This window comes from Planctomycetota bacterium, assembly GCA_016125255.1.
Classification (GTDB): domain Bacteria; phylum Planctomycetota; class Phycisphaerae; order Phycisphaerales; family Zrk34; genus RI-421.
The window spans coordinates 13,844-35,227 of sequence record WGMD01000011.1 but is presented as its reverse complement, the minus strand read 5'-3'; the positions used below and the strand labels follow the sequence as shown (position 1 = coordinate 35,227).

The following is a 21,384-nucleotide window of genomic DNA, read 5'->3' as shown; positions in this document are numbered from 1 at the left end:
TTTGCAGATCATCGTCGAGTTTGCGGTACGGCGTGATGTTCAGCTTCGCCAGATCATTGTGATAGGCCCGCACCGCCTCGGCGGGATCATTGATGTTTCCATCCGCGATGGCGCGGAGATACGTGATGAAGGTCAGTTGATGTTCGGAGTTGTTGATCTTTCGCCCGTAGAGCGCGACGCGGGCGCCGTACTTGCGGGCTTCCCATAATTGGAAGAAGGCGTCGAACGTCGTGCCGGACGATCCGCCGAGGATGCCGGGGATGAGCGTGCGGTCGTAGGACGCGAGGGCTTCCATCGCCGCGGGACCGTGATACGGGATTTTGAGGAAGACGGGGCGCTGGGCGCGCGTCACGCCGGCGAGCGTGCGGGCGATGTGATCATTGAGGAATCGGCCGACGTTTTCGATGGGGCCCTGCGGCTTGTTCGGGTCGAAAAGCTCAAGAAAATGGCGGAATCCGAGCGGTTCGGCTTCGTCGCGGAAGGCCTTGTACGCCTGGAGCGCTTCGAGGTCATGGTCGCGGTCGTTGTTGAACGTGATGGAGTAGAGGCCGAGGTTCACGCCCCGGCCGGCGGCGGTGACATGCTTGAGCGAGGCGGAGCGGAAAGGCCGCGCGGGCTGCGCGGCGTACTGGCCTTCGCAGCCGGCGAGCCAGATGTCGGTCGTGTCATTGGCGCGGATGGCGGGTGTGATGTGCGAATGATCGAACAGCCGCTCGTCGAGCGTCAATACTTCGCTGGTCGAGGCGGACATGAGCATGATGTCGACGAGCCCCTGCGCGACGATGTCGCGCATCATCTGTCGATACTCGGCGAGCGAGCGCGGCTTGGTGGCGCCGGGGTTGAAGCCCGTGGCGTTCAGCCCCGCCGCCATGTCGGCGTCCTTCGCGTCGGCGAGGATGAAGTCCTTGCAGCTCGGGTCCGCGAGAATGCGGGCGATCTTCACGTCGAGCGACTTTTGCATCATGGCGCCACCGCCTTGGCGAAGCGCTCCAGGTTGGCGTAGTCATTGCGCCAGGTGGTGTACATGATCGCATCGACGTTCGCGATCGGCCCGGCCGCGTCGAGCCAGCGCTTCGCGCTCGCTTCGACGTTGCCATCGTCGTAGTAACCGGCGATGACCTGATGATGCCCGCGATTGGCGAAAAATGCGAGGGATTTGGCCGCTTTTCCGCCGTTCCAGTTGGCGATCATCACGGACGGGTCGAGCCCTTCCCACGAACCGGCGAGCGTCGAGCTGACCAGGTAATACTTGTCGACCGCATTGTGGTTCGGGTCGAACATGTCGGACCAGACGATGATGCCCGCATCAGGATCGACCGACTTGATGATCTGCGTGCAATGCCTGACATTTTCGGCGAGAAGCTGACCGGCGGTTTTGTGATCGGCGGTGCACAGGTCGCACCAGCCGGCGACGCGCAGCTCATCGTGCTCCATGAAATACCGCTTGGGCGAAAGATACTTGTGCACCAGTTCGATCTGCCGCTGCATGTGCTGAAACAACTCCGGCGCGACGAGGCACGAGCTGACCTGCTCGTCGTAAATCGTCACGGTATGAAAGTACGACACCTTCAGGTGATCGCCGTCGTGGATGCGGCCGCTCGCCGACATGACCATCGGCGGCTCGGGGGTCATGACATGAAACGACCCCGGATAGGGATCATTCCCGGTTTTCTCGTTCACCCACTTCTCAAAGTCGCGCCCTTCCTCGTACACGACCGACCCGTCCGCATTGGTCACGCGCACCGGGCAGCCGTCGCGGCGGACCAGGTTGATCGCGCCGGCGAGCGTGCAGCTTGCCTCGTCGAGCCAGATCGTGCCGGGGTCTTTGCCTCCGTCCCAGAGGCCCAGATACAGATTCGCCTCGGCGTGATCGAGACTGTTGAAGACGATGTCGTGCTTCGTCCAGTCCTGCGTCGCCTTCACGCCGAGGTTGGCGAAATTGAGGGCGCGGTTGTCGGCGAGAATCATGGCGTGAATTTCACCCGGGTTCGACACGTTCTGGGTTTTGATCCATACCGAAAGGTGATACTGATGCCACGGTTTGAGGGCGAGCTTCTTCACGACGCGGCAGTTGCCCGACTCGTTGCCTTTGCCGAAGTTGGTCATCTTCAACGAGGACGCGCCGGCGTGTTTGACGCTTGTGTCGAGCGACGTGGAGACGCCGAACCCGTCGATCCAGTCCCACCCGGCGGGGGCGTTTTTGCCGGGCTTTTCGAAGTTTCCGCCCGGGAGCAGATTCGCGCGATCGGCGACAGTCGCCTTGCCGTCATGCACGACGAAGTCACAGTCGCGGACGGGGATGCCCTCGGCGAGGTTGGGGTTATTGATGAGAATCGAGGCGGAGTAGCCGATGGGCATGACGCAGGGGATGAGTTCGATGCCGAGGTTTCGGGCGGCGTCGCGCGTGCGGGTCAGATTCGTGTAATAGTTGGCGGGTCGATCATCGATGCGGCCGAATTTGAAGTCGGTGATGACCGCGGCGGAGTACCCGGCGGACTTGGCCCGCTTCAGGAGCGCGATGAGTTTATCGACGGAGGCGTCGACCTGGAAGTTGCACGGGGCGTAGACCCACAGTTCGCGCGGGGCGGCGGCGCGGGCATTGGTGATGCACGCGAGGAGAAGCGCGAGGATGAGGAGCGTGCGTCGGGTCATGGAAAAACACGCCGCAAGCGGCGTCGCTAAACGGGGGCGTTTCAGTGGGCGCTGGTCATGATCTGGTCGGTGATGGTCTGCACCATGGCTTCGAAGGCCGCATCGGTGAGCGTGCTGGTGGTGCTGGACGCTTCGACCTTGCCGCCGTCGCAGTGGCACACGGCCGTGGCGGGGCGCGCCTCGAACGTCGCGAGGAACGGCTGGGCCGCTTCGCCGACGCAACCGGCGGGGCTGCACTTGAGGCGATCGTCGGGCAGGCCGAACTTCTTTTTGACTTCGAGCAGTTCGGTCATCTGCTGCGGGTTGAGCACATTGGCGTGACCAAGCTGTTTGGTCAGGATGAGGATGCGGCAGTAGGCATCGAGGATTTCGAGTTTGTAGTAGGTGTCCATGAGCGAATGCGAGAAGCTCACGGAGCCGTGGTTGCCCATCAGGACGGTGTTCGTCTGCGCGCCGATGAGCGGGATGATGGAGTCGGGCAGGTCCTGCTTGCTGGGCGTGGCGTACGGCGCCGTCGGCACGCGGCCGAGGAACACTTCGGCCTCGGGGTGAATACCTTCGGGCAGCGGAATCTGCGCGATGGCGAAGGCGGTGGCATGCGGCGGATGCGAGTGAATGACGGCCTTCACATCGGGGCGTTTCTTGTAGATCGCCAGGTGCACGAGCACTTCGCTGGTGCGCTTGTACTTGTTGTTCGTGTCGATCTGCTTGCCTTCCATGTCGACGAGGCAGATCATTTCGGGCGTGAGCATGCCCTTGGAGATGCCGGTCGGCGTGGTGAGCACGCGATTGGCGTCGATGCGCACCGAGTGATTGCCTTCGTTGCCGGCGCAGTAGCCGCGCTGCCAGATGCGCTGTCCGATCTCGCACATTTGCTGCTTGATTTTGTAGATCTGTTCGGCCATGGGAAAGCTCCTGTTTATACGGTGACGCGGTCGATGATCGCCGCGCAGTAGGCATCACACGGGACGTCGTCGGGGTAGAACGGACTGGCCGCTTCGCCGCCTTCGGTGAAGGCGATCAGGGAGCCGACGCCGGCCCCGTAGCGGTCGTAGACGATGAGCGATTCGGGCATCGGACTTTTGCGCGGCTTGAAGTGCGAAAGATCGTCAAGCCCCGCGGCGTCGACGGCTTCGCAGATCAGATAGCTGCCGGCACGAAGCTGCGCATCGCGCTGACTGAGCGTCAGATTGCCCATGACCCAAGCTAGACGCATGACGCCGCCTCCTGCATCCGCCGCGCGATCGCGCCGAGGTCGGGGCGGGGCTGCGCGATGAAACGCTCGACGAGCGCCCGCATCGCCGCCGGGCCGTGCCAGTTGTATTCGATGATCAGCACGTTCGCCGCCACCTGCGCGATCGCATCATCGACCGCCGCGGGCGACATGGCGACGACCGCCCGCAGCACCGGGCAGCGATTGGCCAGGCACGTCGCCGCGGCGGCGGACTCGACGAAGAGTACGCCGCCGGCCGCTTTGCCGCTCGTGATGAACTTCGCCATCGACGCGATCGCTTCGATCAGACCGGTCGGCTGGCGACGCGCGGCGAGCGGGGTCAGCGATGAACGAAGCTGCGCTGCGACATGATCGACGCCATCATTGCGGCCGTCGATCCACCATGCCCATTTGTCTGAGGTGCGGGTCACGCCGCCCGTCGATTTCCCGGCCGAACTACCGGCTGTCGCACGCTCGAACGTAAGCTTCTTTTCCTTGGCGTAGTCCGTCGCGGCGGGCGTCAGCTTCGCACATGACGCGAGACGGATCACGGCGCCCGATGCGGCCGCGGCGGCGAGACGGTTGGCGGTCACGAAACCGCGCAGCGCCGGCAGGCGCGATGACGATGAACTTCCGGGGGCGATGGTGTCCTGTCGCGGCTCGCCGACGTTCGACTTCGCGGCCGGGTCCTTGAACTTCGAGTAGTCGCCGGTGCAGGTGCCGACGGGCGGATGGATCGGCGCGGGCGAAGCGAGCGTACCCGATTCAGCGCGCATCGCGGCGAGCACCTGCTCGGTGATCCTGGCAATCAGCGCTGTCGGATCGTTGGCCACGTCAATGACTCTTCACAAGTGTTTCGCCGCCGTCGACGAGTCCGATGGTGAACCAGCGGACGGGGGTGGTGTTGTCCTTGATGCGTTCGCGGACGCCTTTGCCGTCGGAGCTGATGAGGACGACTTCGCCCACGCCGGCGCCCATCGCATCGATGACCAGCAGCGGATCGCCGCCGGGTTTTCCCGCCGCGTCGAGCTGGAGCACGATGAGCAGCTTCTTGCCGTCAAGCGAAGCGTGCTTGACGGTGCTGGTCGCGCGGCCTTTGACGAGAGCAAGCTGCATGATGATCCGTGTTGCGAGCTGTTCAAATCACACGCAGCGACCCGCTGATCGCGGCGCGACGGAAGCGTGTGAAGGTCAGCGGATTGGTGATGCCTTCGCCGGTCGGCGTGGCGATGGAGAAGCTGGGGTAGCCCTCGCCGCCGAGGCCCAGGCCGGCGGTGCACGGGCCGTTGACGACGAAGATCGTCGTGTTGCATGCGCGGCCCATCTTCGTGATGTTCGCGAGATTGTTGGAGTGAATGATCGCGGTGTGGCCGAACCCGTGCTCGTGCTTGACCGCCAGACGAATCGCCTCGTCGACATCGCGGACGCGCACGAACGGCACGAAGGGCATCATCTGCTCCTCCGGCACGAACGGATTGCTCTCGTCCGTCTCGCCGTAGAGCAGGTCCACGTTCTTGCCGCAGCTTGTCCCCGCCGCAGCGGCGAGTTCCGCGCAGCCCTTGCCGACGAGTTCCTTCTGCACCGCGTAGTGATCATCCTTCCATGCGAACGCCGCCTTGGTGAGCCGATCGACCTGCCCGTTGTTGAGCCGCACCGCGCCGTTGCGCGACATGGCGTCCATCACGGCGTCGAACACGCTATTGACGACGAAGACTTCCTTTTCGCCGATGCACAGCAGATTGTTGTCGAACCCGCCGCCGGCGATGATCGACTTGGCCGCGTTGTCCAGGTCGGCGGTTTCGTCGATGACGACCGGCGGATTGCCCGGCCCAGCGACGATCGCGCGCTTGGCCTGTTTCATCGCCGCCCGCGCCACCGCCGGTCCGCCCGTCACGACGAGCATCGGAATGTCCGGGTGCTGGAAGATTTCTTCGGCGCTGCGGAGCGTCGGCGGATCGATCACGCAGATCAGATCGCTGATGCCGAAGCGGTCGGCGATCGCGCGGTTGTAGGTCTGCACGGCCATGGCGGCGCACTTGTAGCCCGATGGATGGGCGTTGACGACCATCGAATTTCCGGCGGCGATCATGTTGATGGCGTTGGCGGTCAGCGTCGGGATCGAATGGGTCACGGGCGTGACGCAGCCGATGACGCCCCACGGGGCGAATTCATCGAGACTGACGCCCTGATCGCCGCTGTGCGCGATCGTTTGCAGATACTCGACGCCGGGGATTTTCACGAGCAGTTCGAGCTTGGCGATCTTGTGATCGAGCCGGCCGACTTTCGTTTCCTCCAGCTCGATGCGGCCCCACTCGGCGGCGTTCTTCTTGGGAATCTCGCGGAGCATCGTGCAGATGTCGCGCCGCGTCTGAAGATCGGCGGCGACGAGCTGGCGATGCGAGCGCGTCGCCGCTTCGACGGCGGCGTTCACATCGCTGTAGATGCCGAATGCGCCGGCGGCGGTTTTGGGCGATGAGGCCGCGCCGGATTTGCCGAGCTGGGCCATCACTTGCTTGACTACTGCTTCGACGAGTGTCGCCTGGTCCATGTCGCTGATTCCCATGCGGCCGATCGAGCCGCGTGTTTACATATTGCTCAGGTCGATCTTTTTGCCTTTGACCATCGCTTCGTTGACGAGGCCGACGACGACGGCGTCGACGGGCATCTTGTTGCAACCGTCGGCCATGCGGGCGCTGGAGCCCTGCACGATCATCACAAGCTGTCCCTCGCCGGCGCCGATGCGGTCGATGGCGACGATCGCGCGGCCGGTCGCACTGAACGAGCCGCCCCCCTCGGCGGGGTAGTCGACCTTGAGCGGTTCGACGATGACGAGCCGCATGCCATTGAGCGCCGCGTCTTTCTGCGATGCGACGATCTGTCCTTGAACTTTCGCGAGGAACATGGGTCGGCCTCCGGCCGAAGTTGTCAGGTTTCAGCCGTCAGGCGTCAGCATGAAAGAGCTGACCGCTGAAAGCCGATCGCTGACACCTTCCGTTCTCAGAGCTTGGCGACGTCTTCGTGCGGACGGGCGATGACGTTGACGCTGACGACTTCGCCGATGCGGCCGGCGGCTTCGGCGGCGGCGTCGATGGCGGCCTTCACGGCGGCGACGTCGCCGGTGAAGCTCACCGCGAACATCCCGCTGCCGACTTTCGCCGAGCCGGCGTACTTGACGTTCGCCGCTTTGAGGGCCGCATCCGCCGCTTCGATCCCGGCGACAAGACCCTTCGTTTCGATCATGCCCAATGCTTCCTGTGCCATGGTGTGGCTCCGAAAAAGAGTTTCTGGTTTCTAGTTTCTGGTTGCATGCGCCAGCGTGTCGACGGTCTGGCGCGCCACGATGAGTTCTTCATTGGTCGGCAGCGCCCAGATCTGCACGCGGCTGCCGGCGGCGTCGAGGCGCGATTCCTCGCTGCCCTTCGCCGCTTCGTTTTTCTTTGCGTCCAGCTTCACGCCGGTCCATTCGAGATTCGCGCACACGGCGGCGCGGAGGTCGGGGTTGTGCTGGCCGATGCCGCCGGTGAAGGTGATCGCGTCGGCGCCGCCGAGCAGCACCATGTAGGCGCCGAGGTAGTCACGGATGGACTGCACGAACACGTCAATGGCGAGCTGCGCCTGCGTGTTGCCCTTGGCCGCCGCGGCCTTGATGTCGCGCAGGTCGGCGCTGACGCCGCTGATGCCCAGCAGGCCGCCCTGTTTGCCGAGGGCATTGAGCACCTGATCCGCATCCAGGCCGGCGGACTTGAGCTTGAGCAGCGCGAAGATGTCGATGTCGCCGACGCGCCCCGACTGCGGCAACCCCGTCTGCGGCGTGAGGCCCATGCTCGTCGCCATGCTCTTGCCCTCGCGCACCGCGCAGATGCTCGACGACCCGCCGAGGTGGCAGTTGATGAGCGTCTTGACGGCCGGCGCCAGTTCGCTCATGCGCGTGGCGATGTAGCGATGCGACGCGCCGTGAAATCCGTACCGCCGCACGCCCAGCTTGCTCGTCCATTCGTAGGGGACGGCGTACGTGGTGCGAGCGGGCGCGTTCGTCTGATGAAACGCCGTCTCGAACGCCGCGACCTGCGGGACGCCCGGAAGTTTGACGGCGAACGCTTTCATGGCTGCGATGTACGGCGGGTTGTGAGCGGGCGCGACGTCGGCGAACTGCTGCATGGTGGCGAGCACATGATCATCGACGACGACCGCCCCGCTGATCGGCCCGCCGTGCACGGCCTTGAACCCGATCGCCTCAACAGCGTCGATCGAAGCGATGACGCCGGCATCGGCGAGTTTCGCCAGGTGCAGTTCGATCGCCGCGCCATGATCGGATAGCGCCGCTTCGCCCGATTGCCTGTCGCCGCCCGCTTCGATCGACCAGGCGCTGGACGCCTGTCCGATCCGATCGGCCGCGCCGATGGCAAGCACGCGCTCGTTCGATGACATATCGAAGAGCTTGTACTTGAAGCTGGTGGAGCCGAGGTTGGCGACGAGGGTGATCATCGGAAGCTTACAGCCATCAGCTTTCAGCGATCAGCGGGAAGCTGACGGCTGACACCTGACCGCTGACACCTTTTTCAGAACGAATCGAGCAGACCTTCGCTGGGGCGGGGCATCACGTGCGAGGCGACGAGTTCGCCGACTTTGGCGGCGGCTTCGGCGCCGGCGGCGACCGCGGCCTTCACCGAGCCGACGTCGCCCTGCACGATGACGGTCAGGTAGGCGCCGCCGATGGCGATCTGGCGGACGAGTTGGACGTTGGCGGCCTTGAGCATGGCGTCGGTGGCTTCCACCAGCGGCGTCTGCCCGCGCGTTTCAATCATGCCGAGAGCGTTCATGGGGGAGTTCCTGGTTTCTGGTTTCTGGTTGGGGTTTTACTTCGATGCCTTCTTGGTCTTGGGCATGAGCTGCGTCAGTTCATCGTGCGGGCGGGGGATGACATGCACGCTGACAACTTGTCCGATGCGGCCGGCCGCGTCGGCGCCGGCGTCAACGGCCGCTTTGACGGCCGCGACGTCGCCGGTGACGAAACCGGTGACGAAACCGCTGCCGACCTTGTCCCAGCCGATCATCTGCACATTCGCCGCCTTGAGCATCGCATCCGATGCCTCCAGCAGCGCCACGAGACCCTTGGTCTCGACCATTCCCAGCGCTTGACTCGCCATTGCTTGGCTCCAGAAAAAGAGTGTGGTTCGATCCAATCGAAACCCACGCTTTCAAAGCGTGGGCTTCATGCGTGTTCGTTTACTTGATCAGTTCCATGCGCGTCGCGGTCGACAGATCGCAGGCGTTGCCCTCATCGGTGTCGATGTGCACTTCGAGACGGACCTTGGGATGCTCGCGGACTTTGACCCGGTCAAAGAGCAGGCCGCAGGGCCCGTCGATCTTCAGCTTCATGTAGTCGCCGTCCTTGACGGAGAAGTGGGCGAGGTCAGCGGGACTCATGTGCACATGGCGCTCGGCGCGGATGACGCCCTGCTTGAGCGTGACCGCGCCGGCGGGGCCGACGAGAATGCACCCGGGCGTGCCTTCGTGGTTGCCGCTGATGCGCAGGGGCAGGTCGATGCCCATGAAGATGCCATCGGTGTACGAAAGCTCGAGCTGCGTGTAGTTGCGCGTCGGGCCGAGGATGCGCACGCCCGGAATCATCCGATTGCGTGGCCCGATGACGTTGACCACCTGTTCCGACGCGAACTCGCCTTCCTGGTAGAGGTCCTTGAGCTTCGTCAGCTTCGCGCCCGGACCGAAGAGCACTTCGAGATCCGCCTGCGTGACGTGGGCGTGGCGGGCGGAGACGTTGACGACGAGCGGATTGGGCCCGCCGTTGTGATTGGTCGGCTTGAACGTGGTCTGGGCCTGTTGAAGCTGCCCCCGCAAAACCTGCCGCACCAACTGCTCGACCTGCGAGCGGGTCATGTTCTGTGTCCCTGCAATCATCGCGTACCTCGGGCCTGAGTGAAGGAGTCGGAGGTAGATTACCATCCAAAACGATCAAAGTCAATCATATTCCGCCACGTGATTATCCACAAAACGCCAGCAATATGGCAATTATTGCGCGATTCAAATCCAAAACTCGCCGCCAATTGATCATTTTCGCCCAGTGCCACCCCGGAGGCACTCCCGCGTCGATTGACGTAATAATCGCCATTGCATGAGTTTGCGGCCGCGGATACGATGGCCGACATGCCGCTGGTGCGCTTGACAGCCAATCTCCGTCGGCACGGGGCGCCCCCGGAGTGCCGCGCCCCCGGCCAGACCGTCGCCGCGGCGCTCGAATCGCTTTTTCAACAGCACCCCACGCTCCGCACCTACATCCTCGATGATCAGGGCGCGGTCCGGCAGCACATGGCCATCTTCCTCAACGGCCAGCGCATCAGCGACCGATTGACCCAGTGCGACCCGTGCGGCGATGATGACGAAATCGACATCCTCCAATCCCTTTCAGGCGGTTGAACCATGAGTCACTCCCTCCATGTCGCCACGCGCAAAGGCCTCTTCACCATCACCCCCACCCCCGGAAGCGCCCGCACATGGTCCATCACGCAGACCGCCTTCCTCGGCGACAACGTCTCGATGGTTCTCCCCCGCAACAAGACCATCTTCGCCGGGCTCAACCACGGACACTTCGGCGTCAAGATGCACCGCTCGACCGACGGCGGCCGAACATGGGAGCTGATCGCCGCCCCGGCCTTCCCGCCCAAACCGGAAAACGAACCGGACACGCTGTGCCCGATGCGCGGGATCGTGATCCCCTGGTCCGTGCAGCTCATCTGGGCGCTCGAAGCCGGGCCGGATGGCAAACTCTGGTGCGGCACCATCCCCGGCGGACTGTTCACCAGTACCGACGACGGCTCAACATGGTCCCTCGTCGATTCCCTATGGAACAAACCCGAACGCAAAAAATGGTTCGGCGGCGGATATGACTATCCGGGCATTCATTCGATCTGTCTCAATGCCGCGACGCCGAAGCGCATCACGCTCGGCGTGAGCTGCGGGGGCGTGTGGGTGTCCGAAGACGGCGGGGCCACATGGGCCTGTCGGGCGGACGGGATGCGCAACGAATACACGCCGCCCGATCAGGCGCAGGACCCCAACACGCAGGATGCGCATCGCCTCGTGCAGTGTGCGGCGAAACCCGATCACTTCTGGGTCCAGCATCACAACGGCATCTTCCGTTCGACCGACAACAGCGCTTCATGGCAGGAAGTCACATTCAACGCCAAGCCGGCCGCGTTCGGGTTCGCCGTGGCGGTGCATCCGCAGGATCCGGACACCGCATGGTTCGTCCCCGCGATCAAGGATGAGAAGCGCATCCCGGTCGATGGCAAACTCGTCGTGAGCCGCACGCGCGACGGCGGGCGCACGTTCGACATTCTCACGACCGGCCTGCCGCAGCAGCATGCGTATGACATCGCGTATCGTCATTGCCTGGAAGTCGCCCCCGACGGCCGCACGCTGGCGATGGGCACGACGACCGGCTCGCTCTACCTCAGCGACAACGCCGGCGAAAGCTGGCAATGCGTGTCGAATCATCTGCCGCCGGTGCATGCGGTGCGCTTCGCGGAATAAGGGGAATTGAAAATTGGCCATTGCAAATTGCAAAATGCAAATTGATCGGGCGCTCCGCATCAATTTGCAATTGGAAATGGTCAATTTTCATTTTTCAATTCCCCGACCTCACACATGCGCCGGGCGCAGCGCGTAGGGGAACAGTCGCCAGTTGGCGCCGGCGGCGCTGGTGATCAGGGCGGTCGGTTCGTCGGGCAGGCGGCTGGTCAGGTCGGTCCAGAACATGATCGGGTTCGACTCGCCGTGCACGCCGTCGAAGAAGTTGGAGTCGAGGAGTTCAAAGTGCGGGAGCGTGTTGGCGACGTAGTGGCGCCAGCGCGCCCCATCGACATGCGAGTAATGCTGATAGAACAGGTGCCATTGACCGGCGTGTCGAACGATGCGCGGCATCTCGCCGCCGCCGCGCACTTCAAGAATCGGCGTCGGGCGCACGGTGAAGTTCAGGTCCTTGAGATTCGCCGTGGCATATCCGAGCACGCGATGATCGAGACTGCGGGCGTCGTCGTAGGCGGTGTAAAACAAGTGGACGGTGTCATCCTCGATCGCCGCGGCGGGGTAGTCGAGGCGGAGGTTGCCCCATGATTCGTTCAGGTCGACGACGACGCCGCGCTTGGCGAACGTACCGACGGGCGAGCCGACGCTGTCGGTGTGCGCGACGGCGAGCATGATGCGGCTCGGCAGATAACCGGGGCTGCCCGGACGCGCGAGGATGTTCGGCGAAGCGCCCGGCTCCAGATCGCCGCGGCCGGCGTAGAACATGAGCAGTCGATGATTGGCCTGCACGATCGCCGGGCTCGCGGCGCCGTAGCCGTCGGCGGCGTTTTCACCCGCCGGCCCGCGCTCGATCGCCGTCTGCACCCAGTCCCATGCCTTGCCGTTCTTGGACCGGTAGTAGCGGATCTCCGCGCCCCAGCTATTGACCGTGTTGAGCTTCTGATCGATGTAATCGACGAACAGATGATACGCGCCCTTGCGGTCGATGTAGCCGGCGGCGGTGCGGATGTGATGCGGCGTAAGATCGACCAGCGCCCGATTGTCCGCGCGGACAAGCTGGAAATGCGGGGCGGCGGAATCGGTCGTTTCCACCACCGCGTCCTCGCTCGGCGTTTGGATCGTCTCCTCCGCACCGGGCGGCGGACCGAGCAGCGACGGGGCGGGCGAAGGCGGCGCTTCGATTTGGACCGGGGCAACGGGCTCGAGCTTCACCGCCTCGACCGGCTCCGGCTCGGCGGCCGCCTCGGCACGAAGCCGCTCGATCTCCGCACGCTGTTCGTCGAGCATACGCTGCTTTTGAGCCAGCTCCGCCAACGTCCGCACCTGCTCGGCCGCCTGGGCCTCCATCATGCGGCGCTGCTCGGCGATCTGGTTCTTCTGCGATTCGAGTTCCGCCGCCGCTTCGCGCATCTGCTTCTGCGCCGCATCAAGCTGGCGCTGCTGCTCGGACGCTTCCTCCTGCTTTTTCTGCACGCGCTGGAGAAATGCGTCGAGCTCGGCCTGTCGCTCGATGAGCTGTTGATGCAGCGACTCGGTGGCGAGCCGCTGCTCGCCGAGGCGGCGAAGATGCTCGGGCAGATCGTTGAGCTGTTTGGTGAGCCGCTGCTCGCGCTGATCGAGAATGCTCGAGCGGCGTATCAGCTCCATCTGCTCCTGCTGATGCGTCTGCTCATCCGCAGCCAGCTTGGCGACACGCTCGTCGAGCTCCCGCCGCTGCACTTCGAGCTTCGCGCGCTCGTCGGCCAGCGCGGCGGACTGAGCATCGGCGACGGCCTTGACCTGCGCCGCTTCGTTGACGCGCGCTTCGGCCGCTTCGACTTCCTTGAGACGCCGCTCCATGTCCGACGCCCGGCCGTCGAGCTGCGCCTGGCGCTGATTCAGTTCGGCCGCGCGATGCTCAAGCTCTTCGCTGCGCCGCTGCGCGGTTTCAAGCTGACGATCCGCGTGCTGCTGCGCCTTCGATGCCTCGCGCTGCTGATGCTCGAGCAGGGCCAGACGCTCCTGAATGTCGGCGTGGCGCGTCTCAAGGGCGATGCGGTCCGACTCGACCGCCTGCCGATCGGTCCGGCACTGGGCACGCTCGGCTTCGACCTTGCGGTGCGACTCCTCCAGCTCCGCCGCCCTGTGGTCGAGTTGCGCCTGTCGCGCGGCCTGCTGGTCGCGCTGCTGATGAAGCGAAGTGCGTTCCGCTTCGAGCGCCGCGCTGGTCGCCGCCAGCGCCGCCGCGGCGGCGTCCGTGCGCGCCTTGTGTTCGTCCGCCGCGCGGCGCTGCTGCGAAAGGTCATCGACGTGACGGGCATGATCCTGCTGCTGCTGATCGAGGCGGCGCTGAAGCTGATCCAGTTCCTGCGCACGCGTGTCCAGCGACTGCCGCTGCGCGACGAGGTCGACCTGCTGCCGCTCCACCTCCCGTCGCGCTTCGGCGAGGGCGGTCCGGTCGGCGTCGAGGTCCGTCGCCTGCCCGCTGGCCTTTTCGCGCTGTTCGTGCAGCGAGAGACGCAGGGCATCAAGCTCCGCCTTGTGCGTTTCGTGACGGCGCTGCTGCTCGGCGAGCGAGCGCGTGCGGTCCTCCAGTTCGGTCCGCTGCTGCTCGATCTTTGACCGCTGCGCATCGAGCGCCGCCGCCGCCTGATCGACTTCCGCGCGGCGCTGTGCAACCTGCTGCATCTGCTGACCCGCCGCATCGGACTGACGCGCCAGCGCGGCGCGCTCTTCGTCCACCCGCTGCCGATCGCGCTGAAGCTGCGCCGCCGCCTCGTCGACTTCTCGCCGCTGCTCGGCAAGCGCGGCTTCGCCATCGGCGAGCCGCTGCGCCTGGGCCTGCATCTGGTCCTGATTTTTTCGGTGATTGACGAATTCGTGATACGCCGCCACCGCCGCCGCCGAGTACACGATGGGGTCCGCATCACCGGGCACGGTGGACGGAGGGACTTTCATCTGCGCCGGCTCCCCGCCGAGCGTCAGCCCGAGGTACACCGCGCCGATGTGGATGACGTCGCCGGCCTTGAGGGGCGATTCGCTGACGCGCTGATCGTTGACGAGGACGCCGTTGCTTGATTGCAGATCGCGCACGAAGAATTGCCCGTCGCGGAAGTCGATCTGGCAGTGCTCGCGCGAGATGCTGGTGAGCGGGATGGATAGTTCGCACGATCCCCGCCGACCGATCACGGTGACGGGCTTGGCCAGCGGAAAGGTGCGGCGCTGATTGTCCTGATCGACCATGACGAGCATGGCATGCTGGGCGAGCACTTCGCGCTGCTGACCGGAACTGTGCGACTCGACTTCGAGACGATTGAGCCGGCGGCGCAGGGCGGCCCGGAATCCGGCGAGTCGGCGGTGCCGCACGTCAAGACGACCGGCCATGCGATCGAGCCGCGCCTGCCGCTGGGCCAGGTCATCTTCGGTTTCCTCGGGCGCGAGGCGAAGGGCCGGCTCGTCGTCCGTCGACGCCGGGGGCGCCGACGGCGCTTCGACGGGGGCGTCGGCGGCCATCTGCTGCGCCCGCTGGCTGACGGTCTTGGGGATTCGGACGCGCACCACGGCGTAGAGGTCGCCGAACTGGTTGTCGTTATTCTTGAGTCCGGCCGCGCGAACGCGCAGCTTCTCGCCGCCGGTCGTGCCCGGCGGAATTTCCACATCGACTTCGCCGTCAAGCGTCGGAGCCGACACGCGTCCGCCGAGCATCGCCACGTCGACCGGCACATCGACGTCGACATGCAGGTCCAGCCCGTCGCGTCGGAACACACGGTGCGGCTCGACGGAGACGACGATGAGCAGGTCGCCGTGCGGCCCGCTGGGCGACGACGCGCCACCTTGTCCGCGCAGGCGCAGGCGCGCCCCATCTTCGACCGCCCGGGGCACGTTGACGTCGAGCTGACGCGCCTCGCCGCGCGGGCCCATGCGCGTGATCGTCACGCGCCCGCCGCGCGCCGCCTGATCGAAACGCAGGCGGAGCATCTGATACACGTCGATCCCCGCCCCGGCGCGCGCGGCCGGGCCGAGCTCGAGTCGGCCCTGGTCGTACTGCATCTTGAGGCGCGGCGAACTGAGTACCTCGTACGCTTCCTGAATCTGCCGAAAGCGCAGCACATCGTTCTGATCGGGGCGCTGATCGGGGTGATACCGGCGCGCCAGCAGGCGGTAGGCCTTGTCGATCAGGTCGTCGTCAGCCGCGGGGGTCAGGCCCAGTATCTGGTAATAATCGCTTCCCATGTGTACGCATTTTTCCGCAGATGCGGTGGCCCGCGCCTCTCAAATGTCCCCGGCCGATCTTCACAGAGCATTGTAACGTATAGACCTTATCGGTGTTCGCGACGGGCCACTGAAAGTCGCCGGCGATTGACCCGGCCGGTCCGGTCCGGAAATATTCGGACTTTTGATGCAACCGGCGCCCGGTCCCGCGCCGATAAGTCTGAAGGTGAAAGGCGACGCGGAATGCGAGCGTGCCCCATGAGCCAAACCCCCCGTCGTTTCGGACCTGAACCGACCCATGTGACCACCGCCGGCGAGTGGGCCGTGCTGCTGGTCATCATCCTCCTCTGGGGCCTGATCACCGGGTCGCCGTACATGCGCTCCATGCGCACCGAACCATTGTGCCTCACGCCCACGCCTCAACCGACCCAGATCGCCGACGTGCCCACCGACCCCCCGCCGGGTTTGTCCGCCGCGGAGTGATGTCGTGAATTGAAGTTCAGCGGCGATGCGGTTAACCGCGCGCCATGTGCGCCAGCGCCTGCGAATCTCTGGCGCCGAGCCGGCGGTAGATTTCGATGGTCGCGCTCGAGCGGTTGAGCGTGTAAAAATGAATCCCGCGCACCTGATGGTCGAGCAGGTCGCGGCACTGCTGGGTCGCCCAGTCGATGCCGATCTTCGCCACCTGCTCATCATCCGTCGCCGCCACGAGCCGCCGCAGCAGCTTCGCCGGCAGGCGCGCCCCGCACAGACCCGCCATGCGCATGATGCCCGAGCGCGAGACGATGGGCATGATCCCCGCCACGACCGGCACGCGGATGCCGACGATCTGGCAGCGCTCCACAAAATCGTAAAAGTCGCGGTTGTCGAAAAACAACTGCGTCACCACCACGTCCGCCCCCGCGTCCACCTTCCGCTTCAAATGATCGAGGTCCGTCAGCTTGCAGCGCGTGTCCGTGTGCCCCTCCGGGTAACCGGCCACGGCAATGCCGAACGCGTCGCCGAACCGCTTGCGGATCAAGCCCACCAGTTCACCGGCATAACGCAGCCCCTCCGGATGCGGCGTGAAGGTCGACTGGTCCGCCGGGGCGTCGCCGCGCAAGGCGACGATGTTGGCGATGCCCATCTTCCGATAGCCCTCGAGCACTTCGACAAGCTGGTCGCACGAGTGCCCGACGCAGGTCAGGTGCGCCGCCGTCGGCACCGCCAGTTCCTTGCCGAGCTTAGCCACGATGTCGCCGGTCTGCTGCCGCGTCGATCCGCCCGCCCCGTAGGTGCATGTCACAAACGACGGGCTCAGGGTCTTCAGTTCCGCCACCTGCTGGTGGAGCCGGCCCTGGGCCTCGGGCGTCTTGGGCGGGAAAAACTCGAAGGAAAACGTCGCCCCCGCCTGCTCGAAAATCTCTGGAAACCGACGCTGCATGAAATCGCTCCATCCATATATCCGGATGAATAGATGATAGCACCCGTCGTCCGTCCCGGCAAATGAGGGCGATTTTCATCCGGGCGGGGTGTAGCGGCGCGATCAAAATGGGATTTTGGGGCGCTAAATGGGATTCGCGATCGGCGCACGAAAACAAGCGTCCCAGCCCTGACGCCTGATTTCCTGCCCCGCCCGGCGATGGCCGGGCTGCTGGCGTGATAGGGCTGGCTGATCCGATCCGAGCACAAACTGGACCGATTCAGCCGCCAGCAGAGGGGTGTTTATTCGGTTGTCAAAGACCCATCGAAGGTCGTTCAAACGGTCAGTACATGGTGCCCCGGTAGCCCGCGACCACCACGTTGGTCCCCACTTTCAAAATGCGTTCAAAGCTGCCGGGCGCGAACCCGACCGGCTTGAAGGTCCAGAGCACGGCCCCGGTGAATCGTGAGATCGCGAAGACGATCCCCTCCGCTGCGGCGTCATGGCCCGCGCAAATCACCTCGTTGCCAATGACGAGGAAGTCCCGAGCGACGAGGCCCGCATCGGCATGGCGCCAGAGCGGCAAGGCCGAGTCGAAATCGATGCGGGACACGGCGGCCACGTTGTAAGGTCCACTCCCCACGCCGTCGCTCTGCATGGCGCCGCCGGTCTCGGCGAACTGAACGATCACACGACCGCTCGCCTCCGCCGCCCAGATCGGCGGCTGCATAAACGACGAGATGAATGTGTGCGCATTGGCGCGATCGATCACATCGCCAGAGCTCGGGTCGACCACAGCGACCGTGGCGATCTCGCTCGTGCTGCCAGGCGAGTAAATCGAGCCGTCGGTCCCGAACCGCGAAGACGTCGCCGGGAGGGCATCGAAGGCGCCCCATACCAAGTGGCCATTGGCGGTATAGCGGCCGACCCCAAATACATCGAGAAGGCCGCCGTCGCGCAGGACCGGCCCCCCGAATCCGGTGAGAATCAGATCACCATTCGGCGCCGCAATGACGTCGCCGGCATTCACGCCCTTCTGCCCCGACGGCGCCGGATAGGGCTGCATGTCGGTCCCGACGTAATCGCGCAGGACCTGTCCGGTTGTCCCGGAGATCTTCACCATGCGATAGGTGACGCCAGGCCCTGGCCCCTGGATGGATGCATAGAGCTGACCGCCAGAGCATGCCATCGAGAAGATGCGACCGGGATCGCTCGACCAGATCAGATCGCCGCCCGCTCCATTGAACTTAAAAAGTGATGCGGGCGTGCTGCGCTTCACAGCGTCGCCGGCCGTGCCGGGCTCGCCAGCGACGTAGACCGATGTGCCATCCGTGGCGAGCGCGAACGTCGACGCCTTGTGCGTCTCGCCCTCCCATAACAGCAGCCGTGTCGTCGGATCGAAACAATACAGGCAGGGCTGGAGGTACCCGCCCGCGAGCAGGAGCGAGGCCGTGCCGGCGCCGAGTCGAGAGACGAGCTCGCGATTCGTCATCGTCATATGCCACCCCGCTTTTGTTTCCAGCAGCGACCGTCGATGTTCATGTCCTGCCAGGTCACCAGCTCGTCGCCGACCAGCGTGACGCCAGTCGTGCTAATCTCCATTGCGAGAATCAGCGTGTAGATTTCATCCTCGCCCGCTCGCACGTAGGGAGGCTCAATGACCTGCTGCTCATTTCGGACGCCGTCGGTGGCGTTGCGCCCCGTGGGGTTGGCAGCGTACGTCACGCCGTCGATCGTCTTGTGATCGTAATCGCTCGCGCGCAGCAGCGGCGGCATGGCGATCTTCACAAGGTCGCCAATCGGCGTCTGAGTTGCCCAATCCCACTCATTGCACACCAGATGATCGCCTTCAAAGGACAGCACGGCGAACCATTTCACGGGGGCGCCCGCGCCGCCCGGCTCAGGGATGCCATCGCGAAGCTCGATCGACCGCAGCTCCGCCTGCTGCCGCGCACGATCGGCGACGCTGATCTGATGACGCTCTACGCCTGGCTGGATCATTCGCGTGTGACCTCCACAGCCAGGCCCGTCGGCTGATCGGGCGCCGACGCGTCGACGACGATCGAGGCGATGCGCTTCGCCACCTGAGCAATGCCGTCGGCCGAGACGCTCTCCACAGCTACGCGCACGCGCGTGCCATGCGCGTAAGTGCCGATCGCCTGGCTGAACTGCCGCGAAGGCGAATAGCTAACCGCAGCATCGACTGTGCCGAAATCGAACGCGTCATCGCCCGTCGTGATGTAGACGTTGAAGCGATCCGGCGCGACGGACTGGCCGTTCTCACGATACAGCCAGACGGCGGTGACCTCGCCGCCGGCAGCGACCTTCAGCCGCAGCTCGATGACCGTGTTCGGTGCCGGCAGGATCAAATTACCGTCGTCATCGAAGCTGACCTGGCGGACCGGCGCCGCGTCGTCGTCTTCGACGCCGCAACGATTGACGGACCGCACGCTCACAAGTTGCGTCGAGCCAGCGGCGAAGTCGGTCAGGTCGATCGAGTTCACGCCGGCCGGAGCAACGGCGATCAGTTCGTCCTCCGCCGTGTCCGTCGGCCGAGCGTAGATGTTGTAGCCCTGACGAGGCATGAGAACGCGAGCGATCGGATCACCAATCATCCGCACATTCGTGTTCATCTTCGGCGTGGCGATCGCCAGCGATTCCGCCAGCGTCCATCCCTCGCGCAGGCCCGCCATCAGAGCCGCGGGATTGATCAGCTCATCACCAGCAACCTCCCCCACATGACCGATCGCCGCCGGATACCCCGCCACCACCGCCGCCCGCACCAGGTTCGCCGCCGGCGGCGGCTCGCTCGTCAGAAATCCAATCACCCGATTCCGCGACCGGAACATCGCGAACGGATCAGCGAAAAGCTGTCGGATCATATTCTGCGACAACCCCACCCGCCAGCGAGCGCAATAGATGAAATCGCCGCGGAAAATCGTTCCCCCGACGTTCGCCCCGAAGGCGAAAACATTGGTCGTGATCGCCGTCGGGTCATACGTGAAACTCGTGTCGAGCACACCATCAATCCAAATCTCCCCCGTCGTGCCCCGCACCGCGACCACGACCGTGTGCCTCGATCCCACCACCGTCGCCGTGCTCGTCGCGGCCGTCATATCAAACCCGGCATCATTGCGACGATTGAACTTCAGCGCACCCGCATCCACCGGCACCAGCGTCATGTTCGCAAAACCGCCGCTGTTCCACGCCGACCAGATCGTGCGATTCGACATATCCAGAAACTGCACTGCCACCGTCCACCCCGGCAGATTGGCGATCGGCGTCTGCGCGTTCATCGTCAGCGACATCGTCGCGCCCGTCGTCAACATCTTGCCCGTCGTCGTCACCGCCTTCGTCGCCGACCCGCCCAGCGTCGCCGCCGTCGGCGATCCGGAGATGTTCGCCTTCGCCAGATTCGCCAGCGTCCGCCCCGGCAAAAAATAGCCATCGAGGCCAAACGCCAACGGATGGCGAGTGTCAAGCTCGAGCGATGCGGGCTGTCCAGCGTAAAACGTCATGCCGTCGCCAGATTCGTCAGCTCATGGCCGGTCGCCTCAACCGTCACCGCCTGCCCCGTGTTCCCGCTGAACACCGTGCGGACATACATCCACTCCGGCCCGATCGTGGCAATGAACTCCGTCACCGCCGCGTTGCCCGTGTCCGCCAGATAGCTGCAAAAGGTTTTCCAGGCCGAGTTGTCATTCGACACCTCCACCTTGAATGTGCAGCCGACCGTCGGTCCGGTCGCCCCATTCGTCACCTTCGCCGTGATGCCCAGCCCAAGCGCCGTCCGCAGATCGAACGCCGAGCCCGTCGTCGTCCCGCCTGCCGAATTGCTCGCCGACGCCTGCAAGGCGCGGGCGGTTTTCACCGCTGTGATATTCATGCCATGCTCCAAGCGTAATTGATGTCCTCAACCGTCAAACCCGCGAACTCCAGCTCGTCGACTTCCTCCGTCGCTCCCGCCGCCGCCGCGATCGCCTGCGCCTCCCCCAGCGTGATCCAACCCTTCGCCACGCCGACCTTCACCCACCCCGCGATCGAGTCCGCATCGCCCTCCCGCACCGCCCGGCCGACGTCCGACAACACGACATCCGAAATCTTCGCCAGCGATTCCTGCGACAGCAGCGAAAGCAGATCATCCACCTGTAGCCGCTTCGCAACCGTCACCTTCTGCGTGCGCGCCGACAGCGTCAGCCAGGCCGCCTCCACCTGCTCCGCCGTCAACGCCGGCGCCGCCTCATATGTCGCGTGAAGCTGCGTGTGGAGTTTCTGATAATCCATGACCCTGCTCATTTCTGGCCGATGCCGGCCGTATGTCTGACGGGTTCAATGGCGCAGCCCGATCCTCGTTTGGGCTGGCCTGAATAGTTTCGATTCA

Annotated in this window: 22 protein-coding genes and 1 pseudogene; 3 read left to right on the top strand and 20 right to left on the bottom strand. The window is 64.6% G+C overall.

Annotation, left to right across the window (positions count from 1 at the left end):
• Positions 1-16 precede the first annotated feature (16 nt).
• From GC162_10515 to pduL, 13 genes and pseudogenes are all read right to left on the bottom strand, one after another.
• Positions 17-961, bottom strand: a pseudogene (locus GC162_10515) (hypothetical protein).
• A complete protein-coding gene (locus tag GC162_10510; GenBank protein ID MBI1369072.1) occupies positions 961-2,652 on the bottom strand; it encodes a hypothetical protein in 1,692 nt (563 codons plus the stop codon). Before GC162_10510 ends, GC162_10515 begins: the two are co-directional and overlap by 1 nt.
• 41 nt (positions 2,653-2,693) lie before the next feature.
• A complete protein-coding gene (locus GC162_10505) occupies positions 2,694-3,557 on the bottom strand; it encodes a class II aldolase/adducin family protein (protein ID MBI1369071.1) in 864 nt (287 codons plus the stop codon).
• Positions 3,558-3,571: 14 nt separating this feature from the next.
• A complete protein-coding gene (locus GC162_10500; GenBank protein ID MBI1369070.1) occupies positions 3,572-3,868 on the bottom strand; it encodes a carbon dioxide concentrating mechanism protein CcmL in 297 nt (98 codons plus the stop codon).
• Positions 3,859-4,698 carry a hypothetical protein gene (locus GC162_10495; GenBank protein MBI1369069.1) on the bottom strand — a complete coding sequence of 280 codons (840 nt, stop codon included), beginning with the start codon at positions 4,696-4,698 and terminating at the stop codon, positions 3,859-3,861. The genes GC162_10500 and GC162_10495 overlap by 10 nt, the downstream gene beginning before the upstream one ends.
• A 1-nt stretch (position 4,699) precedes the next feature.
• Positions 4,700-4,981, bottom strand: a complete 282-nt coding sequence (locus GC162_10490) for an ethanolamine utilization protein EutN (protein ID MBI1369068.1) — start codon at positions 4,979-4,981, stop codon at positions 4,700-4,702.
• Between the two features lie 22 nt (positions 4,982-5,003).
• Positions 5,004-6,428, bottom strand: coding sequence for an aldehyde dehydrogenase family protein (locus tag GC162_10485; protein ID MBI1369067.1), 1,425 nt, complete (start codon positions 6,426-6,428; stop codon positions 5,004-5,006).
• A 21-nt stretch (positions 6,429-6,449) separates the two neighbouring features.
• Entirely contained in the window at positions 6,450-6,767 is a 318-nt protein-coding gene (locus tag GC162_10480) for an ethanolamine utilization protein EutN (GenBank protein MBI1369066.1), read from the bottom strand.
• A gap of 95 nt (positions 6,768-6,862) precedes the next feature.
• A complete protein-coding gene (locus GC162_10475; GenBank protein ID MBI1369065.1) occupies positions 6,863-7,126 on the bottom strand; it encodes a BMC domain-containing protein in 264 nt (87 codons plus the stop codon).
• Positions 7,127-7,156: 30 nt separating this feature from the next.
• Positions 7,157-8,350, bottom strand: coding sequence for an acetate/propionate family kinase (locus GC162_10470; protein ID MBI1369064.1), 1,194 nt, complete (start codon positions 8,348-8,350; stop codon positions 7,157-7,159).
• A gap of 74 nt (positions 8,351-8,424) precedes the next feature.
• Complete coding sequence (locus tag GC162_10465) at positions 8,425-8,685, bottom strand: BMC domain-containing protein (protein MBI1369063.1); 261 nt, start codon at positions 8,683-8,685, stop codon at positions 8,425-8,427.
• A gap of 36 nt (positions 8,686-8,721) precedes the next feature.
• On the bottom strand, positions 8,722-9,012 hold the full coding sequence (locus GC162_10460) for a BMC domain-containing protein (protein MBI1369062.1): 291 nt from the start codon (positions 9,010-9,012) through the stop codon (positions 8,722-8,724).
• A 79-nt stretch (positions 9,013-9,091) separates the two neighbouring features.
• Complete coding sequence (gene pduL / locus GC162_10455) at positions 9,092-9,784, bottom strand: phosphate propanoyltransferase (protein MBI1369061.1); 693 nt, start codon at positions 9,782-9,784, stop codon at positions 9,092-9,094.
• A 246-nt stretch (positions 9,785-10,030) separates the two neighbouring features.
• Between pduL and GC162_10450 the strand changes: the two genes are divergently transcribed.
• The gene (locus tag GC162_10450) at positions 10,031-10,300 is read left to right on the top strand and encodes a MoaD/ThiS family protein (GenBank protein MBI1369060.1); all 270 of its coding nucleotides are present in this window, start codon (positions 10,031-10,033) and stop codon (positions 10,298-10,300) included.
• Between the two features lie 3 nt (positions 10,301-10,303).
• The gene (locus tag GC162_10445) at positions 10,304-11,416 is read left to right on the top strand and encodes an exo-alpha-sialidase (GenBank protein ID MBI1369059.1); all 1,113 of its coding nucleotides are present in this window, start codon (positions 10,304-10,306) and stop codon (positions 11,414-11,416) included.
• A gap of 108 nt (positions 11,417-11,524) precedes the next feature.
• Here the strand turns inward: GC162_10445 and GC162_10440 are convergent, their stop codons facing one another.
• Positions 11,525-15,622 carry a DnaJ domain-containing protein gene (locus tag GC162_10440; protein MBI1369058.1) on the bottom strand — a complete coding sequence of 1,366 codons (4,098 nt, stop codon included), beginning with the start codon at positions 15,620-15,622 and terminating at the stop codon, positions 11,525-11,527.
• A 237-nt stretch (positions 15,623-15,859) separates the two neighbouring features.
• On the opposite strand from GC162_10440, the gene GC162_10435 reads away from it, so the two are divergent.
• The gene (locus GC162_10435; GenBank protein ID MBI1369057.1) at positions 15,860-16,084 is read left to right on the top strand and encodes a hypothetical protein; all 225 of its coding nucleotides are present in this window, start codon (positions 15,860-15,862) and stop codon (positions 16,082-16,084) included.
• A gap of 31 nt (positions 16,085-16,115) precedes the next feature.
• Here GC162_10435 and metF read toward each other — a convergent pair whose 3' ends face one another.
• The 6 genes from metF to GC162_10405 all read right to left on the bottom strand — a co-directional run bounded on the left by metF (position 16,116) and on the right by GC162_10405 (position 21,287).
• Positions 16,116-17,024 carry a methylenetetrahydrofolate reductase [NAD(P)H] gene (metF, locus tag GC162_10430; protein MBI1369056.1) on the bottom strand — a complete coding sequence of 303 codons (909 nt, stop codon included), beginning with the start codon at positions 17,022-17,024 and terminating at the stop codon, positions 16,116-16,118.
• Between the two features lie 322 nt (positions 17,025-17,346).
• Positions 17,347-18,501 carry a hypothetical protein gene (locus tag GC162_10425; GenBank protein ID MBI1369055.1) on the bottom strand — a complete coding sequence of 385 codons (1,155 nt, stop codon included), beginning with the start codon at positions 18,499-18,501 and terminating at the stop codon, positions 17,347-17,349.
• Positions 18,498-19,004: a hypothetical protein gene (locus GC162_10420; protein MBI1369054.1), complete on the bottom strand. Its 507-nt coding sequence runs from the start codon at positions 19,002-19,004 to the stop codon at positions 18,498-18,500. Before GC162_10420 ends, GC162_10425 begins: the two co-directional genes overlap by 4 nt.
• Positions 19,001-20,521 carry a hypothetical protein gene (locus GC162_10415; GenBank protein ID MBI1369053.1) on the bottom strand — a complete coding sequence of 507 codons (1,521 nt, stop codon included), beginning with the start codon at positions 20,519-20,521 and terminating at the stop codon, positions 19,001-19,003. Before GC162_10415 ends, GC162_10420 begins: the two co-directional genes overlap by 4 nt.
• The gene (locus GC162_10410; protein ID MBI1369052.1) at positions 20,518-20,889 is read right to left on the bottom strand and encodes a hypothetical protein; all 372 of its coding nucleotides are present in this window, start codon (positions 20,887-20,889) and stop codon (positions 20,518-20,520) included. Before GC162_10410 ends, GC162_10415 begins: the two co-directional genes overlap by 4 nt.
• On the bottom strand, positions 20,886-21,287 hold the full coding sequence (locus GC162_10405) for a hypothetical protein (protein MBI1369051.1): 402 nt from the start codon (positions 21,285-21,287) through the stop codon (positions 20,886-20,888). The genes GC162_10410 and GC162_10405 overlap by 4 nt, the downstream gene beginning before the upstream one ends.
• Positions 21,288-21,384: the final 97 nt, after the last annotated feature.